The sequence below is a fragment of the Enterobacter sp. 2VL genome (genome assembly GCF_005503595.1).
In the GTDB taxonomy this organism is placed as follows: domain Bacteria; phylum Pseudomonadota; class Gammaproteobacteria; order Enterobacterales; family Enterobacteriaceae; genus Enterobacter; species Enterobacter cancerogenus.
Window position 1 is genome coordinate 41,810 of sequence record NZ_SCNE01000005.1, and the last position, 17,568, is coordinate 59,377.

14 protein-coding genes are annotated in these 17,568 nt (G+C 51.9%); 1 reads left to right on the top strand and 13 read right to left on the bottom strand.

What is annotated here, in order from left to right; genetic code table 11:
- Position 1: 1 nt before the first annotated feature.
- The 13 genes from FFS28_RS13430 to tssB all read right to left on the bottom strand — a co-directional run bounded on the left by FFS28_RS13430 (position 2) and on the right by tssB (position 16,151).
- The gene (locus tag FFS28_RS13430; protein WP_137849793.1) at positions 2-259 is read right to left on the bottom strand and encodes a PAAR domain-containing protein; all 258 of its coding nucleotides are present in this window, start codon (positions 257-259) and stop codon (positions 2-4) included.
- Between the two features lie 20 nt (positions 260-279).
- On the bottom strand, positions 280-1,188 hold the full coding sequence (locus FFS28_RS13435; protein ID WP_137849794.1) for a hypothetical protein: 909 nt from the start codon (positions 1,186-1,188) through the stop codon (positions 280-282).
- A gap of 7 nt (positions 1,189-1,195) precedes the next feature.
- Entirely contained in the window at positions 1,196-3,343 is a 2,148-nt protein-coding gene (locus FFS28_RS13440) for a LysM peptidoglycan-binding domain-containing protein (protein ID WP_137849795.1), read from the bottom strand.
- 5 nt (positions 3,344-3,348) lie between these two features.
- Positions 3,349-5,979: a type VI secretion system Vgr family protein gene (locus tag FFS28_RS13445; RefSeq protein WP_137849796.1), complete on the bottom strand. Its 2,631-nt coding sequence runs from the start codon at positions 5,977-5,979 to the stop codon at positions 3,349-3,351.
- 57 nt (positions 5,980-6,036) lie between these two features.
- A complete protein-coding gene (locus FFS28_RS13450) occupies positions 6,037-6,507 on the bottom strand; it encodes a putative T6SS immunity periplasmic lipoprotein (protein WP_348994650.1) in 471 nt (156 codons plus the stop codon).
- Positions 6,501-7,070, bottom strand: coding sequence for a type IV secretion protein Rhs (locus FFS28_RS13455; protein WP_171007411.1), 570 nt, complete (start codon positions 7,068-7,070; stop codon positions 6,501-6,503). Before FFS28_RS13455 ends, FFS28_RS13450 begins: the two co-directional genes overlap by 7 nt.
- On the bottom strand, positions 7,070-9,709 hold the full coding sequence (tssH, locus tag FFS28_RS13460) for a type VI secretion system ATPase TssH (RefSeq protein WP_137849799.1): 2,640 nt from the start codon (positions 9,707-9,709) through the stop codon (positions 7,070-7,072). Before tssH ends, FFS28_RS13455 begins: the two co-directional genes overlap by 1 nt.
- Positions 9,710-9,868: 159 nt before the next feature.
- A complete protein-coding gene (gene hcp, locus FFS28_RS13465) occupies positions 9,869-10,360 on the bottom strand; it encodes a type VI secretion system effector Hcp (RefSeq protein WP_006178104.1) in 492 nt (163 codons plus the stop codon).
- Between the two features lies 1 nt (position 10,361).
- A complete protein-coding gene (locus FFS28_RS13470) occupies positions 10,362-12,074 on the bottom strand; it encodes an OmpA family protein (protein WP_137849800.1) in 1,713 nt (570 codons plus the stop codon).
- Positions 12,075-12,077: 3 nt separating this feature from the next.
- Complete coding sequence (gene tssL / locus FFS28_RS13475) at positions 12,078-12,731, bottom strand: type VI secretion system protein TssL, short form (RefSeq protein WP_137849801.1); 654 nt, start codon at positions 12,729-12,731, stop codon at positions 12,078-12,080.
- Positions 12,728-14,068, bottom strand: a complete 1,341-nt coding sequence (gene tssK / locus FFS28_RS13480) for a type VI secretion system baseplate subunit TssK (RefSeq protein ID WP_137849802.1) — start codon at positions 14,066-14,068, stop codon at positions 12,728-12,730. The genes tssL and tssK overlap by 4 nt, the downstream gene beginning before the upstream one ends.
- 13 nt (positions 14,069-14,081) lie before the next feature.
- On the bottom strand, positions 14,082-15,617 hold the full coding sequence (gene tssC / locus FFS28_RS13485) for a type VI secretion system contractile sheath large subunit (RefSeq protein WP_137849803.1): 1,536 nt from the start codon (positions 15,615-15,617) through the stop codon (positions 14,082-14,084).
- 42 nt (positions 15,618-15,659) lie between these two features.
- The gene (tssB, locus tag FFS28_RS13490) at positions 15,660-16,151 is read right to left on the bottom strand and encodes a type VI secretion system contractile sheath small subunit (RefSeq protein WP_137849804.1); all 492 of its coding nucleotides are present in this window, start codon (positions 16,149-16,151) and stop codon (positions 15,660-15,662) included.
- Positions 16,152-17,015: 864 nt separating this feature from the next.
- On the opposite strand from tssB, the gene FFS28_RS13495 reads away from it, so the two are divergent.
- Positions 17,016-17,372 carry a KPN_00521 family repetitive protein gene (locus FFS28_RS13495; RefSeq protein ID WP_137849805.1) on the top strand — a complete coding sequence of 119 codons (357 nt, stop codon included), beginning with the start codon at positions 17,016-17,018 and terminating at the stop codon, positions 17,370-17,372.
- The last annotated feature ends 196 nt before the right edge of the window (positions 17,373-17,568 follow it).

Sequence of the window (17,568 nt, forward strand, 5' to 3'; positions counted from 1 at the left end):
TTTACCCCTTATAAAACCTGTCGACTGCTGCAATAAGAATTGCGCCACAAGCACAATGATGCTGCTCAAGAGCAATAGAAATTCCATTATCGCAGTGCATCTCATCACCTTCAATAATATAGTTTGCTCCATGCACTGGGCAGGAGACCTTATCAAACTTTCTGGCAACAGACTTCCCGTCAACTGATACTAACCCAGAACCGGTTAGTACCACACCACCATGGGATGTTTTATCGCCAACACAAATTATTTTTCTCATGATGTCACTCTACACCTTAGTCATTGCGTTACAGGCGCAGAAAATTGTTCCACAACAACCGGCACACTAAGTGGCGAGCAATAATTAAGTGAACAATCATCAGGGCAATCATCGGGATCATCTTGACACTGTAATCGACACGATTTGGCTTTTTCAACTAATTTATAGTCCCAAGGTTTTAATGTTTTTGGATTTAAGGGAAATACTTTTTTATTATCTTTGACTTCAAAAACACACTTTCTGTTAACGTAGTTAGCGGGATCAGGATAAATATAGACTCCATTATTCTCTTTTATATTGAATAGATTCGCAATCTCACTATAAGAGCGGTTTACAGACATGACTGAACTAAATATTTTAAATAAAGAAGTTGTGCGCTTATCATAAATAAAAACATATACATGCATTGCAGTTTTAGCATCATGTTGATTATTTTCCTTATAACCGCAACTGGTTAAAAAAGCTGTGTAATTTCTTGTATCTTTATATATAAGACCTCGATATGAATCACAGTCTAATGGGTATACATCATCATCGGCATATAATCTAAACTGTATTATTTTTCCTTCTGCTTTTATTCTTAATATTTTTTCTTGTGCATATCCTCCCATAGGTAAACCTGGTCGATATTTATCAGATGCGAAATACAAATACTTTCCATTAAATAATCCAAACCATAGTTTTTCATCTTTATTTACCAACCAATATTCGTTCTGAAGAAGATATTTATCTCGCTTATTATCAGGTAATTTATTTTGTTCATCTTTGTATACGCGATATTGCTGTCTTTCGAATTCATGTTCCACTACTACTGGGTCAATATTTTCGAAAGCACCTTTCAATAGGCTATCGTTTGCAAAAACGATTTTAGAGAATATACTATTAAGGATTAAAAATAAAAAACAAAAAATATAGTTCAATTTACACATAGTCACCTCATGGATAATTAAAACCATCAATAAATGGAGCAGGATCCAGACGATAATTGAGCCCACTTTTCCCAGCAATAGATGGTTTGGTCCTTACTTCAAAATGTAAATGACCGCCATTCTTGATGGAATTCATAGGAGGAGTGCAATCTCCTGCATTTCCGGTATATCCAGAAATGCCTATTACCGTATTAGATTTGATAAACAGTTTCTTTTTTTTCTTTGTTTTTAAATATTCATTAATAAAATCTGCTGCGTCAGTGAGATGTGCATAGAAAAAATAAATTTTTTTTAATTTTTTATCTTTATAAACGCACAATTTCTGTTTCTCTGGTGTTAAGTCATTTACATCAACACCTATACAAAGTGTATTCCCATAAGATCTCTGAAATTCATAATAAACAAGATGACAATCACAAACTGCATAGACAGGTGTTTCTGCATCAGCTTCAATATCAACTCCCTGATGAGCACGATGACCACCATCTCTGACAAAACCAAAACTCGCTTTGTGAGGACCCTCAGGATTAAATCTCTTTGTTCTTATCCTGCAATGAGGTTGAATAGGATTACTCCACATTGTCTCTTTTTTCGATTCCTCCTCAGCCTTCTTATCCGACTTATCGCTCGTTCTCTCTGTTTTAACAGGCAATTTAAAATTATCTGGATTAAATTTAGAATTAAACCTATTTATTATATTTCCTAATGAAATTGTATCCCCTAGTTTATCTTTAGGCTCAAGACGATAAAATTCAGGGATAATAAAACAATCGGTTCGATTCAAAATCCAAGCAGTAAAGGCTGTCTTCCCTTTATTATCAATAGAATATAATGTGTCAATTGTTTGATGATCTAAACCTTGCCTACGTAATATATAATCATAGTTTTCATCGCTGGCATCAAATTTTGGATAATATTTGTCATTATCTTTCCCATTCATCATAATATCCCAAGCTCGTGCTTCACCAGAATAGAAAAAATACATCAATTTTATTTTTTCATCATCTGTCAACGATGGTAAAGGTGTAAATCGCTTACCCAGCATATTCATTATATGTTCATACTGAGCACCTATCATATCGATAGAATATTCTGCCTTATATCGTAATTTTAATATATCCCCATTGCTTATACTTTTATTTTCTTTAAACTGATATACTTTGGATTTTTTATAAGTGCTTCCCTGTATCCAAGCAGGGACTGTAAACTGCCCCAACCCTACGGCAATCCCATTGTCAGCATTGGCTTTCCAGCCAGATTCAGCCTGGATAAATGCCGCGATCCCTTCGGCCGCCATGCCATACTTTTCAGAAGCCTCCAGGATTAATGCTCTGTACGGTTCACCTTCTGGAGGAAGACGTAATCCTTTTTCATGATTTCCCGTTGGATTTACCTGAACCGGAATTCCGCCTTCCACCCGAGTATTTATTTGTTCTGACGTTTTTCCGTTATCAACAGGTGGCACCAGAATTGAATTCTGATTTTTATTATCATTAGATTTATTATTCTCTGTCCCCCCCACGGTCCCTGCATCGCAGGACGGTTTACCAGCCCCGTTACTTTCATAGTCTTCATTTCCATTATCCAGATTGTCAGTTCTTGCTGAATTTATTTTATAATTATCCCCTTTGCCGTCACCCGGAGTTCTATTTTCTAATCTGGTTTTCTCGTTTGTCTTTGACGATACTGACGTTCCTTCCGCAGCCCTGGTATTTCCCTGAAAAATCATCTCTCGCGAGGATATTCTGAAACGAAATTCACCCTGAGGTAATTGACGGTGATATGCAATGGTAAAATATCCCTTCCCATCAAATTGATTTAATTCAACCTTAATACCTTTAGTGCAATCATCGATTAATACCCCCTGCACTACTCCATTCTTATCAGTGAGATATTCATGTTGCTCTCCGTTAAAAGTAAGTCGTAAGTGCGCTTTAGGGTATACTCCCCATCGCAGATTTTTTAGTTCTATTGTCAGTCGAGTATCATATTGTTTATGTTTTTCAGGTATAATCAATATCTGACCAGGATAAATAATACTTTGTTCTTCATGGGTATTAAGATTATTTACAGTCGCCAGTTCACTGACAGAAAGTCCAAAAACCTTGCTAACTTTCCAGAGACTATCGCCTTTTTGCACAGTATACTTTTGCATGTAAATCACTCCATTCCTTCTTCTGTGTCAAATTGCGGACCATGTTCATCGAAATCCTCCCATATAATATCTTCCTGCTCGTCAGATTCTGTTTTATTTTCATCAACCATAACTGATGTCCATTGTTCACCACCCGCAATTGCATAAAAACTCTGACTTTTGTCCTGTTTGAATAGTTCGGATTCGCCATCCGTAATCGGTGATGACCATACTTCAGTTCCAGTTTCTCGATCAAACAACTTGACTTTCATTGATGAAGGTAAATCAATGCCGCTGGAATCAAAAAACATGAATTTAATTGCCTGCGGTCCCGGGGCGGGTAAATCAGGCATGACCGGATCAAGTGATGCAGGGCCACTGTACAACAGCTTGCTCTGCTTAAATCGAATATCACCAGGACAACCTATCTCAATATTTGCCCCCGAAAGGCGAATATATGAACCACCAATGCAATTAAGAGTCAGATTTTTTGCTGCCGTCAAAGTAATATCCGAATCAGTGCTGGATATGGATATCGAATGCTTCGCCGTAGCCTCTATTTTTCCACTCTGAGCCTGTACAACAACATCCTTTTTAGCGGCTATTGCTTCTATTCCGTTATCTTGCGCAAACAGTGAAACCTTTTTCCCTGCCGCCAGCGAGATATTACTCATAGCCCCTAATTCAGTATTTGAACCAGAAGTCATAAAGATATCTTCGCTGCCAGCAATCTGAAAATCGCTGCCACTGACAAGAGATACCCCCTGTGGTGCCCCAGCAAGCAGTACCGCTTGTTTTAATGCCAACAACCGATCTTCCATTAGCTTTTGCTGCTTTTCATAATGCAGCACCTGTGACATTGCCTGTTTCGCAGCCTGCGACAGAGATTCCATCTGACTAACTGCCTGAGACAGCAGGGATTCAATTTCTGAGATCTCCAGCATTTTCCCTTGTGCTTTGGACTGGTTGTACGCGCTGAGCAGAACCCCTTTTCCACCCCGTATAGCCACCCAATCATCCGTCCGCAACTCGGCACCTTCCCCCCGCAGTGCCCCGGACGCATCCACGTTATGCCCCAGGTTCAGCTGCGTCTTGCCGCCGTACTCGGTACTGAGCTTGATATGCTCCTCGCCGCGTTTATCTTCCATCCGCAGTTTGTTGTTCGCCGGCGTGCGGATCACGTTGCGGGTGCTGTTCTTCTCCGTGACATGGTCGACGTGGCGGGAGTCGTGCAGGGCATGGGCGATATACGGCCGGTCAGGGTCGCCCTCATGAAACGCTATTGCCACTTCTGTCCCCTGAATTAACGGGAAGTGGAAGCCGTACACGTCACCGCCGTAGGGTTTGGCGAGGCGCACCGGCATACTCTCCTGGCCCTGCGACTTGTCATCCCGGTCGGCATCAAATTTCACCCGGTACAGGCCGGACGCATCCTGCCAGGCGTAGATGTCGTTAGCCTTTGCGCTGGTGACGCGCGCCGTCATGGTGCCGGTCACTTTCGGGCGCGGCAGCAGTGGCGGACGCCAGCACAGCGTTTCGCTGTACGGGACAGCAATGATATCCACACGCAGTGCATCTTTTCGGCTGGCGGTGAAATGTGTACTGACAATCAACACTGGTGCCTGCAACGTTTCTGGCAAAGTCGGCGGCAGGTTGTCGGTGATGGTAAGCACCTGCGCCGGAGAAAGGGTGGAATCGGTACTGGCAGCGGTTATCAACGTCTGCTCCGCCAGAAAACGCTCATGGTCAAGACGTGCATAGAAGTTGGCGGTTTCCGCCTGCGGGTCAATTTTATCGCCGCGCTCAAGATGGCGCAGCCGGTAGTGATACACCTCGCCGTAGGTCATCCCTTCGCCGTCGCCCCGCGTCATATCGGCAGGGGCGGACTGGAGTACGCTCTGCGCGTCACGGTGGTTGTAATCTTTCGTGGTGACGTTTGCTTCCACCACGTTGTGTGAGACGTTGAGCCCCCACACCGAATCCGTGCCGCTGTCACTCATCCCGGACGGACTGTTTACTGGCAACGTTTTACCAAACATCAGCGCACGCTGTGCGTCGGCAAAGTGTACTACTTCCGACTGCGTATCCTCCTGGAGAGTGAACCAGTAAAATATCCCCACCTCGGCCAGCAAACGCTGAATAAAGGTAAGGTCGCTCTCCTGATACTGGTTTATCTGCTCACGCTTCGGGTAGTTCTGTTTTAGATTGAACTCGTACTCCCAGCCGTGCAGGCCGTGTTCTTGCAATACCTGCTCCACCACTTCCGGGACGGATTTGTTCACAAAAAAACGGTGAGTACGGAACTGCCGGCCCAAAAGCGCAAAAAACGGTTCAACGAGAATCTGGTAAGTAGACTGATCTGCAGAGCCACTGATACGTCGAAAATGTGTCACGGTGCCATGGAGCACCTTCATTCCAGTCATGGCAGCCAGGGAGCCTGTTCCCATTGAGAGAGTGGCAGACTTATTCAGTAACTGTTCTGCAGAAATATCGTGGTCAATACTGGTGAAACGAATGGTGTACAGATACAACGCACTCATACATTCGCGGCCACTGAACTCTTCAACGTCCAGAGGTGACGAGCAGGACGGGATATCAAGGCGATAACGGTTAAGCGAAGATGTGAGAGTTTCAGAAAGCGTGTTTTTTAGACTCATGGCTCTGATTCCAGATTAATAAACTTTGCGCAATAAAAGACAGTTCAGGATCTGTTTTTATTGTGGGGATAATTCACCATATGGACGCGCAATCTCCCTGTTGGTGAGTTGCAGGTTATATGCACGCTTGTTTTTCATGCCGACCCCGACAACTATCTTTCTGGCGACCCTGTCATCTTTATTAGTGGTGGATACCAGAAGATATTCGACGATGAACTCCCCATCGTCCGCAAAGCGATAAAAAGAGGGGGATATACATAAACGGCCGTCACTAATAATAAGCGCTGGATTAAATATGAATTTCTTACCCTTCGGTGGCGTCCCTCGTAAATTTATCGCGATATCGTAAAGTCGGTAGCCATCTGAAGAAGCAATGGAGAAACAAACATCATCCCCGGTCGAGTACACGCTCGCGGTTTCATCAAACTGCATCCTATCTCCTGGGCCTGGGCATCCCATCAGGAGAAATGAACCTCCCAGTAGCAGGGCACAACGGTACCAGGTGCGAATACGATTTCTCATTACCATGGGAACCCCCTCAGACAGTGTTTATATTTTTCTCTGATAATTACTTCAGGGATATCATCATCGCAGGTGATTACCGGTTCTTTTCCTTGACGCAAGCGGTTCCATAAATAATATCCGCAACTGTCCAGTACAAAGTGATCGGCAATAATCTGGGCCTGCTGCTCCATGGGATATTCGCTTAACAGCCTGCCATCCAGGGTATATCGGTAACTTACCAGCCAACTGCCCAAGCCCCGGGCAATAACATTCATTCCATGGCCGTATTGCCAGACATGACTCATCTCATGGATAAAAAGGTGCTGGAAATCGTCTACCGATTGGGAAAAATCTTTATGGTATAACGGTAGCCGAAAATAGATCTCTCCATTCGGAGACATTGCCGTATGGTTATCCTGAAGACCAAAAGGCAGATAGCTGTCGCAGTGGATCCAAACTTTGTTATAGGGAATTGTGGACATGAAGACGGATTTTGCCAGTTTGATTTCTCCTGGCGTCATTAACCGTAACGTCCCTTCCTCTTTATTCTCTTTTTTTTCGTCCTTTTTTGTATCTTGGATAGTCATTATTCACCTGCCTGCTGCAACTCAATGACTATTCCCTCATCCTCATCCCAGCCGAGGGTAAGATGCTGCGGCTTCTGCCCCGCCGCCATGTGCGTCAGCAGCTGCTGGCTCAGCACCGGCAAAATCTGCTGGTTCAGCAGGCTGTCGATGTTGCGCGCCCCGGTGTCCGGCAGCAGGCAAGCACCGGTCAGCGCGTCCAGCAGGCCGTCGGCAATTGTGGTCTTCATGCCGTAGTGGCGCGCCAGGCGTTTGCTCACCTGATTCAGCTTCATTCCGACGATGGTGCGCATGGCGGCCTGCGCCAGCGGGCGGTAAATCACCGTCTGGAAGCGCGCCAGCAGCGCGGGTTGGAAGTGGTCGCGCAGGATGGGGCGCAGCAGTTCGTGCAGGTCCCCGTCGCTGGCCTCCGGCTGTTCCTCCAGCATCTGCATCAGGTGGTCGCTGCCGAGGTTCGAGGTCATCAGGATGACCGTGTTGCGAAAGTCGATTTCACGCCCCTCGCCGTCGCGCATGAAGCCCCGGTCAAACACCTGGTAGAACAGGTTCATCACATCCCGGTGCGCTTTCTCGACCTCATCAAGCAGCACCACGCTGTACGGGCGTTTCCTGACGGCTTCGGTAAGAATGCCGCCCTGGCCGTAGCCCACGTAGCCCGGCGGGGAGCCCTTGAGCTGGCTGACGGTGTGCGGCTCCTGGTACTCGGAGAGGTTGATGGTTATCAGGGATTTCTCACCGCCGAACAGCTCATCGGCCAGCGCCAGCGCGGTCTCGGTCTTGCCGGTGCCGCTGGTCCCGGTCAGCAGGAACACGCCCTGCGGGCCGTTCTCCGGCGCAAGGCCGGTTTTGGCGGCGCGCAGGCGCTGCGCGATGGCGTTTAGCGCCGCGTCCTGGCCCACCACGCGCCTGGCCAGGTTATCCTCCAGGCTCAGCAGCTCCGTCTGCTCGTCCTTCATTAACGAGGAGAGCGGGACCCCGGTCCAGTCGGCAATCACCGTTGCCACGGTCCGGGCGTCCACGTCCAGGCCCAGCAGCGGGCTGCCGTTCTGCACGCCGGTGAGCTGCTGCTGCAGGTCCGCGATGTCCGCGTGGCGGGAGAGGTCCTGGCGGCATTCCGAGAGTTGTTTTGTGAGGTTCAGCTCTTCTCCGTACCGGGCTTCCAGGGCACCGAGGTCGCGGGTGATGCGGCTCTCCTCCTGCTCAATCGCCGCCAGACGTTCGCCGGACAGGGTGCTGCCCATGGCGGTATCTTCCAGCAGCGCCTGCTTCTCCATATCCAGCGCCGTGAGCTGCGCCTTCATCCGGGTCAGCGGCTCCGGGACGGTGTCGAGGCTCATGCGGATACGCGCGGAGGCGGTGTCGAGCAGGTCCACCGCCTTATCCGGCAGCTGGCGGCCCGTGAGGTAGCGTCTTGAGAGGGTGACGGCGGCGCGGACCGCCTCATCCGTGATGTGCACCCCGTGGTGCTGCGCGTAGCGGGATTTCAGGCCCCTGAGCATCAGGCAGGCGGTGTCGTCGTCCGGCTCGTCGACTTTGACCATCTGGAAGCGGCGCTCCAGCGCGGTGTCGCGCTCGAAGTACTGTTTGTACTCGCTCCAGGTGGTGGCGGCGATGGTTCTGAGCTCCCCGCGCGCCAGCGCGGGCTTGAGCAGGTTGGCCGCGTCCGCACCGCCCGCCTGGTTGCCCGCCCCGATGATGGTGTGGGCCTCGTCAATGAAAAGGAGAACAGGCAGCGGGGACTGCTGCACCGCCTCAATGATGTTTTTCAGGCGCTGTTCGAACTCCCCCTTCACGCCCGCCCCCGCCTGCAACAGGCCGAGGTCGAGGGTGCGCACGGCGACGGGTTTCAGGCTCTCCGGGACGTTGCCTTCGGCAATGCGCAGCGCCAGCCCCTCCACCAGGGCGGTCTTGCCGACACCCGGCTCGCCGACCAGAATCGGGTTGTTCTTGCGGCGTCTTGAGAGGATGTCCACCATCTGACGGATTTCATTGTCGCGGCCGAACACCGGGTCGATTTTACCGTCGCGCGCGCGGGCGGTGACGTCGAGGGTGAACTTGTCCAGGGCGTTCTGCAGCGCCGGACTGAGTTCCCCTTCTTTTATATCCGCATTCACCGGACGGCCCACGAACTCAACCTCATCACTTTTGGTTAATTCTTCTTCCTGCTGCACCTCTTCCCGCTCGTCGGACTGCGTATCCAGCAGCCCGCGCAGGCGCTCAAGCTGGCTCTGCCCGGTGGTGGTCAGCGGCCACAGGCCGTCGCAGCGCAGGAGAGACGGCTTTTCCACTATCGCCATCAGCAGGTGCTGGCTGCGGATGTGCGTCTCCCCCGCCAGCGAGGCGTGCAGCCACGCGTTCTGCATCAGGGTCTGTAAACCGTCCGAGAGCTGCGGACGGCTGCGCACCGAACGCGGGCGTGTATCCAGGAATGCCAGCAGGTCCTGCCATATCGCCTCCATGTCCCATTCGTAGCGGCGGGCAATCACCGTGATGTCCCCCTCGCCCTGCTCCAGCAGCTTCAGCAGCCAGTGCTCGGGCAGGATTTCCGCATGCGCCCGGGTCTGACACAGGGAGGCGGCTCCTTCCATTGCACGGGCGCAATAAGGGTTAAGACGACGTAGCAGGATGGCTGGATTTTCCATGAGATTCTCTCTTTATCAGTTCCGGGCACGCTACCGCCCCTCGCTGTTGACTTACCAAAGCGCATCAGGTCAGGCAGGCAGATTGTGTGTTCTTTGCTGAACGTCCGCGGGGCAGGCGCTCAGCAAAAAAAGCAGACGGAAAACCGTCTGCCCGGGTAATTACGCAGTCGTGCGTTCGTTCCATGAATCGGAATGAATGATGTTGCCGTCTTTATAGGTCCAGGTGATTTTCTCGTAGCGCAGCTCAATCTGTTCCAGATGGTTGTGCTTCTCGAACGCCGGGTCCTTGATGTCGTGCATTTTTGGCGCAACCTTCACCAGCTTCACGTTTTCCAGTTTTGTGTTGAAGTACTCCACTTCCTGGCCCGCGTCGTTGATTTTGTACCATTTGAATTCAGCCGATTTCAGTGTCTGGCCGGTGGTCACCGCCTTGTACAGGTACGGGCTGGAGGAGTCGATTTCCTTGGTGAACAGGAACGGCGTGTGGATACGCGTGCCGGTCAGCTTGCCGGTGTTGTTGTCGGTCGGGATGTACAGGTTATGCTCCTGCGCCACCACTTCGATGCTGCCCTCGCGGTCTTTAACGTCCACGGACCCTTTGATGTCCGCGCCGCCGTCGTCCTTGAGCCACAGATAAACAGGAATTGCCATGTTATTTCTCCATTTCATTTTTTAATGCGCCATCATCCTGCGATGACGCATGGGGGTTGCCCGGTAACTTGCAGGCGTTCGCCTGCGGCACCAGGCTGATTTCGACACGGCGGTTCAGCGCCCGGCCTTCCGGCGTGTCATTGGTTGCGACAGGACGGCTTTCGCCATAGCCCTGCACCGCAAAACAGCTCTCCGGCACGTCGCCGGTGTCGCGCATCCAGTCGCGCACCGATTCCGCGCGTTTAAGAGAAAGCACCTGGTTAGACTTGTCGTCGCCGGTGCTGTCGGTATGGCCCGCCACCACAATCAGCCAGCCGGGTTTCGCCTTGATGCCCACCAACGAGTTGACCAGCAGCTTCGTCGAGCCGGATTTGAGCGCCCACCTGCCGGTGTCGAACAGCGACATGCTGTCGAGACGGATCGTCTGCGGTCCCTGCACGATCTGCTTGATGATCGGACGAGGCGGAGGTGGCGGCGTCCAGTCGTTTATAGCTGCCTCCACTGGCGGGATCAGACGCATCCCCTGATACAGCCCCAGACCGTAGCGCAGCGGCTCGCCGCGACGCAGCCAGTCATCAAGCAGGCGGCTGTCGGCGCGAAGACGCTGCTGAGCCTGCAGTTTTGGCTCATGCGGCGTACCGCTAAGGCGTTGATAGACGGCAAGGTGATCGCCGACGCTGCGGACCAGTCGCTGGTTGTTAATAAAGGAAGCCAGCATCGCCAGCGCGAGGAACAGAAAAAAGATACCCCCAGCCAGACGTATATCCTGCATCCGGCGACTGACACCCTGGCGGCGCGGCAGATACGGAAGAAGGACATCCGGGAGAGAGAGCATCTCCGACACGGGAGCACTGTCCGGGGCGAGCGTGGTGATCTCCCCTATTTGCTGCTGCCAGAGATTATCCGCAACGGCAGAGACCGGCGTCAGGCTGATACCGCAGGCGCAGAGTTTCAGGGCCGGAAGTTCTGCCTGTCGGGCACTCAGCGGTGGGTTAATATGACGCTCCGTCAGCGCAAGCACGCTGTCCAGCCAGAGCGCATGATAGAGCCGGGAAGCGTTACCGGTGGCCTCACGCTGCCAGTCATCAACCGGAAGCGGAACATGGCTGCTCTGACGCACCCGCACACCCGGCAGGTCCGGCGTCACGGTAAACCAGTCCTCCGTTTCGGGGCATTCGCCCTCCGGCGGCGTTACCCAGACCGCGATCCAGACCGGCGGCAGGCCATTCAGCCACGCGCGGCACTGGGCAATACTTCGCCGCCATCCGCGCAGAGACTGCGACAGCCCCTCTTCTGAATGATGCTGCTCCGGCACGACCGCCAGCAGTACAGAAACCTGGGGCACCAGGTCAGGACGGGCGTTCGCCAGATGCTGGGCCAACAACGGCAGTTGCTCAGCATTATCTACCCGCAGATACCAGCCCTGGCGCGTTTCCCGATGCGTCATGCCCTGCGAAAACAGCGATGCGGTATCGCCACAGACGAATACCACTGCCCCCTGAAACCCCTCAGGCGGCAGAATGTTCTCTTCATGCTGGTCACGGACTGCAGATACACGCCGAAACCGTCGCCACAGCACCGCGCCGCCCGTCAGTAAAATACACAGGCAGAGGGCAAACTTGCTCCCGCCGGAAAGCGGCCAGAAACCCAGTACCAGCCACAGCGCCAGCACAGTGGCGAGCATCGTCAGTACCACCCGGGATAATTCACGCATCCCTTATCCCTGCCCTGTAATTTGTGACACCATCTGCGCCAGCACTGAGGAAAAGGTGAACCACAACGCCACCAGTACCACAAAGCCTGCCGCCCAGCCCAGCCAGTACAGTCTGCGTCCACTGCGCAGCCCTGGTGCCTTGACCACCACAGGAGATTCCTGCGTCAGGGTAAAGGGCGGTACACGCTCGCTGAGCGCACGGATCACGTCCTCGCGCCGCTCGTCATTTTGCGCGCGGTATTCGCCGACAAAACCGAGCTGTAACGTCCGGTACAGGCAGGTCAGTACCGCAACATCCGGCGCGGGTTCCCGCAGGATGAGGCGGATGCGCTCCCACAACTCTTCACCCGCGTTCAGGGTGCTAAAAAACCGGGCCTGCAACGGATCTTTACGCCACCGGCGGTAGCCATCATCCTGCCTGTCACGGTTAAGCACGCTCTCATCCAGCAGGGCGCAGTAGGCATATAACATCCGGTCACAGCCCAGCTCGCTGAAGCCAGCCTGAGTCAGAGACTCGCGGGCGTCCTTCACCCACCGGCAGGCGCGGCGGTAAAGCGCCTCGCCGTCCTGTATCTCATGGCCACTTCGCAACTGGCTGACCATCAGCCAGCCTGGATAAAACGTTTGGTTAATCAGATCAATATCCGGGGTATTCATGAGCGCAGCACCGCAAAGAGTTCAAGTTTCACGTCACCCAGCGATTGCGGCGTGTAGAAGGTGCAGTTTCCTGCTTCCAGCATGGCGCGGGCCGCATCGGTGGACAGGTCAAGCGCAAAGTACTGGTTCTCCAGACGCAGCGGGATAGCCGCAGGGACATGGCTCAGCGGTTTAATGACCATGCCGCTCAGGGCGATATTGACCACCTCAGACACATCGTCATGGCTGCCTGCTTTACACAGCTGCGGGAAGCGGGTCTGCAGTTCATGGTTTGGCATGGAAGAACGCACGGAGAGATAGAAATCCGCGCCTTCGCGCAGCCGCGCATCGTGCAGTTTTCCGCGCCAGATCTCCTGGTCCTCACCCTGTTCCAGCGCAATGGCGATAACCCGCGACGGCAGGCTGGCCTCCAGAAGATGGTCCAGAAGGGTAAACAGCGGCGGAAATACTCGCTCCGGCGTGTCGTGCCGGTAAGGAGGTATATCGTCGGCGTGGTGTTCGAGAGAAAACGTCAACAGGCTGCCGGCAAGCCGTGCCAGCTCCCGATACAGCAGTTCAGGGTGACGTGTCGGCGTCTGGTGCAGCTCTGTCAACACGGGCTCGGCGCTGTTCAGGGCATTAAGCAGCCAGAACAGGGAAACGTCCGCCACGGCGAAATCCGCCATCCGCTCATTGCTTTCACGTCGCATCGACATCAGACGCTTACGTCTTGCTGACAGGCGGTGCAGGAGATCCCTGAGTTCCCCCGTCAGTACGGGGCTGGCCTCCAGCGACAGTAGCGGTGGGATAAATTCGGCATCCCGGACCCACTGCCCCTGCGTATTGCGGGTAAGCCTCGCCACCGGGCAGGTCAGGTACGCGCTGTTTTCCTGGGTGGACAGCCGCAGCGTCAGCGCATGACGCAGTACCGCCAGATCGCTACGTTCATGACCGGCAAGCTCCTGAACCGTCACCCGCTCAGACATCCAGCGACGAGGACGGGCGCTGTCGCGCCCGTCATCCAGATTACCGCCGTTCGCGCTGAGCAGTGGCAGGCACAGCAGCACCTCCACACTCTCTTGCCCCACTGCGGACACATCACATACCGGCGGCAGGTTATCCGCCAGATCCGTGTCCACCAGCGTTCCGTCGGCAAAACGTACCGCCAGGCGCGTGGCATTGAGGCGGGAGAGCGACAGTGCGCTGTCGTCAAACTCAGCGCACAGCACACCCCAGGGATGCGCCAGCGCCATTCGCGCGACGTTATCAGCAACGTGCGCATCCCAGCGGGCCTGCTGCTGGAACTGTTGCGGGGCCAGAAACGCCCCGTCACTCCATAACGGACGATAAATTTTCATCCCTGCTACCGCCTTACGCTTTCGCTTTCGGCATCTGGCTGACCAGAGACAGGTTCACGTCCATCCCTTCCACCTGGAAGTGCGGCACAGCGTACAGACGCACGCGGAAGAAGCCCGGGTTGTCCTCGATGTCTTCCACCACCACCTTCGCATCGCGCAGCGGGTGTGACGCCTGCAGCTCGTCGCCCGGATCGGTCATTTCGGTCACCAGACCGCGCACCCAGGTGTTTAACTCCAGCTCAAGCAGGCGGCGATCCTTGGTGGTGCCGATGTTTTCACGCTGGATCAGCTTCAGGTAGTGGGCAATGCGCGACAGCAGGAAGATGTACGGCAGACGCGCGTTGATGCGGCTGTTGGCGGTCGCATCGGCGGTGTCGTACAGCGCCGGTTTCTGGGCGGAGTTCGCCGAGAAGAAGCAGGCGTAATCGCGGTTCTTGTAGTAAGACAGCGGGATAAAGCCGAGGTTGGCGAATTCGAACTCGCGGGTTTCCGGGATCATCACCTCTGACGGGATTTTCACCTGGTTGCCGGTGCCGAGATCATACAGGTGGATAGGCAGATCTTTCACCGCGCCGCCCGCCTGCGGGCCACGGATCTGCACGCACCAGCCGTTATTGATGAAGCTCTTCACCATATTGGAGGCGAAGGAGAACGACGCGCTGGTCCACAGGTATTTCTCGTGATCCGGGCCCTTCACCTGCTCAACGTAGTTGAAGCTGCGTACCGGCACGGTGTCCGGACCGTACGGCAGGCGGCCCAGCACGCGCGGCATCACCAGCCCGATGTAGCGGGAATCGTCGGTGTCGCGGAAGGATTTCCACTTGATGTATTCGGCGCGGTCGAAGTAGTTGCCGATATCCTTAATCGCAGCCACCTCTTCCATGGAGTCCTTCAGGAAGAATGTCGGGCCGACGGAGCCGATGAACGGCATGTGTGCCGCGGCGGAGACTTTGGAGATGTTGCGCAGCAGCGCGATGTCCTGCGGGCTGGCATCAAACTCGTAAGAGGAGATCACCGAACCGATCGGCTCGCCGCCCGGGGTGTCATACTCAGCGGTGTAGGTATGCCAGTACAGGCCGCTCTGGACCAGCTCCGGCGCGTCTTCGAAGTCCTGACGGAGATCGTCTTTGGAGACGTCCAGGATTTCGGTTTTCACGTTCTGGCGATAATCCGTGTTGTCCACCAGTTGCTGCAGGCCGCGCCACAGGGATTCCACCTTCTGGAACTCCTCATGGTGCATCACCGCATCCAGCTGGCGGCTGATCTGATAGTCCAGTTCAGCGATGTGATGGTCAATCAGCGTCTTGTCGAGCTTTTCAACCTGCTGACCCGATTTACGAATGCAGTCCATAAAGACTTGCATCGCCGCGGTAAGACGTTCACCCGCCGGGGCGTCAGACAGCGCGGCATCATCCAGAAAGGTGTTGATATCACCCAGGCTGGACGCCGGGGTCAGATTGATTTTTTCAAACAGAGAGGCGTAAACGCCATCTTTCTCAAGAACCTTGGTTTGCCCCTGTGCCGGGCTTGTTTCAGTATTAACAGACATCAGCATTCTCTCATTTAATCCATTAAAAAACGTGCACGCAGCTTATTTCGGGGCAAGCGCGCTCATTTCATCGCGTAATTCCTGGGACAGCGCCGGGTCTTTAAGAATTTTCTCTAGTTCTTTTCTGAAAGTGGCGTTATCAAGGAGATTGGATTTAAGGTCGCGTAATAAATTACGCATTGCCAGCATCGCGCGTAGCTGAGGAATTTGACGGGCAACCTGCTCTGGTTCGAAGTCTTTCATATCGGAGAAACGTAATTTTACGCTCTCTTCTGAACCGTCTCCTGCCAGCGTATTGTGGACAGTCAGATTAACCTCTGGAGAAAATTCTGAAAGCACACTGTTGAAGTTATTCTTGTTGACGTTGATTTTTTCGCGTTCAGATAATGGACGGGACTCTTTGCCATTACTGAAATCACCAACGGTAAGGAGCTTAAGGGGCAGTTCGACTTTCTTTTGCGCGCCCCCGGTGTGTAAAGCTAACTTTAAATTAATGCGTGCCTTAGGCACTTCATTCTGGAACGTATCAGCCATAGCAGTCCCTTTCCTTAAGGAATGATTGTTAAATGAACGACGTTTCTTTACACAGCAATACTAGAACAAATAACTACCCAAGATCAACTTCGCAGATCGAAGATCTTCAATAGGATACTTCTTAAGAATTTTCCACTAAATGTAATCAAATAGTAATACTTCTGCAGCACCAAACCAAAGGGGTATTGACTACTTTTTTACATAAACACCTAATTAACAGCCATGCATGCGACAAAAATCAGGCGCATGCGGAACATCAGCTTTTTTATTGATTTAAATCAATACAGCAATATCAACACCAGCAAACTCAATACCTAAGAGAGGCTATTAAATAATGCAGTAATTGCCTGATTCTGAGGTATGTCGCGGCACTAAAACAGTCCGATAATGGACAATACTAAGTTTTAAAATACAGGCTAGCCTGGTTAATAGATACTTTTAAAAAAACACATTTCATCCATCAATCATTGATTCATCAGATTAATATTCTTTATTTATATTTCCATAGAGATGAGATACCCGTACCTTCAGCCATTTATCGGGCTGCGATGCGGAGCTGGGTTCGATTATAAAGGTTTATTGATTGCAGCCTGCAAAAGCAGCACAAAAAAATCTGCATATGCTTACTCTTCTCTTTTAACATTATTTCTCAGATGAATTATTCTCTATAAAAATGAAAAATTCTGATTGATGGTATTTATCCAATTCTGCTCAGGATAGCCATTCCCAGTAACTTCCCTTACCCTCAGAATCCACTTGCGCGATCGCTGTCTTGATCTCATTACAGTTTTTTCCTAGAGCCACACCGTTTCGTCTGTGTCACCCTTAATCACGCTCACAACCGAAACGTTAGATGAGGAAATTATGAAAAGAACAATTATTGCACTTTCTGCCATTCTGCTGGCTTCCCCTGTTTTAGCAGCAACGACACATGCAACAGATGATACCGTAGCGGCCGCCCATGCTAACGCTAACGACGCGAAGCAAAAGCTGCATGAAGAGCAGAACAAGGGTGAAGAGCTGAAGCTGAAGCAACAGCATGCCGCTGAAGGTAAGCGTGATAGCGTCGGCAGCAAGGTAAGCGAAGATTCGCAGAAAGCCTGGCACAAAACCAAAGAAGGTACCGAGAAAGGGTGGGATGCCACCAAAGAAGGGACCGAAAAAGGCTGGAATAAAACCAAACAAGGTGCCAGCGACCTGGAAAAGAAAGTCACTGAATAATTCTCTGTGAACCTAAAAGGCCGCGCCAGCGGCCTTTTTTATTTCTGCGAATAATCTTTCCGCTTCTATGCTCTATTTCTTTTTCCTCTGCGTTTTGTTTTTTCGTTCATAGCAGAAGATATGATATGCACAGGGATATATTTAAAAAATGCGAACAAACATAATATATCCTGTAGCAGATAAGTTTACCCTAACT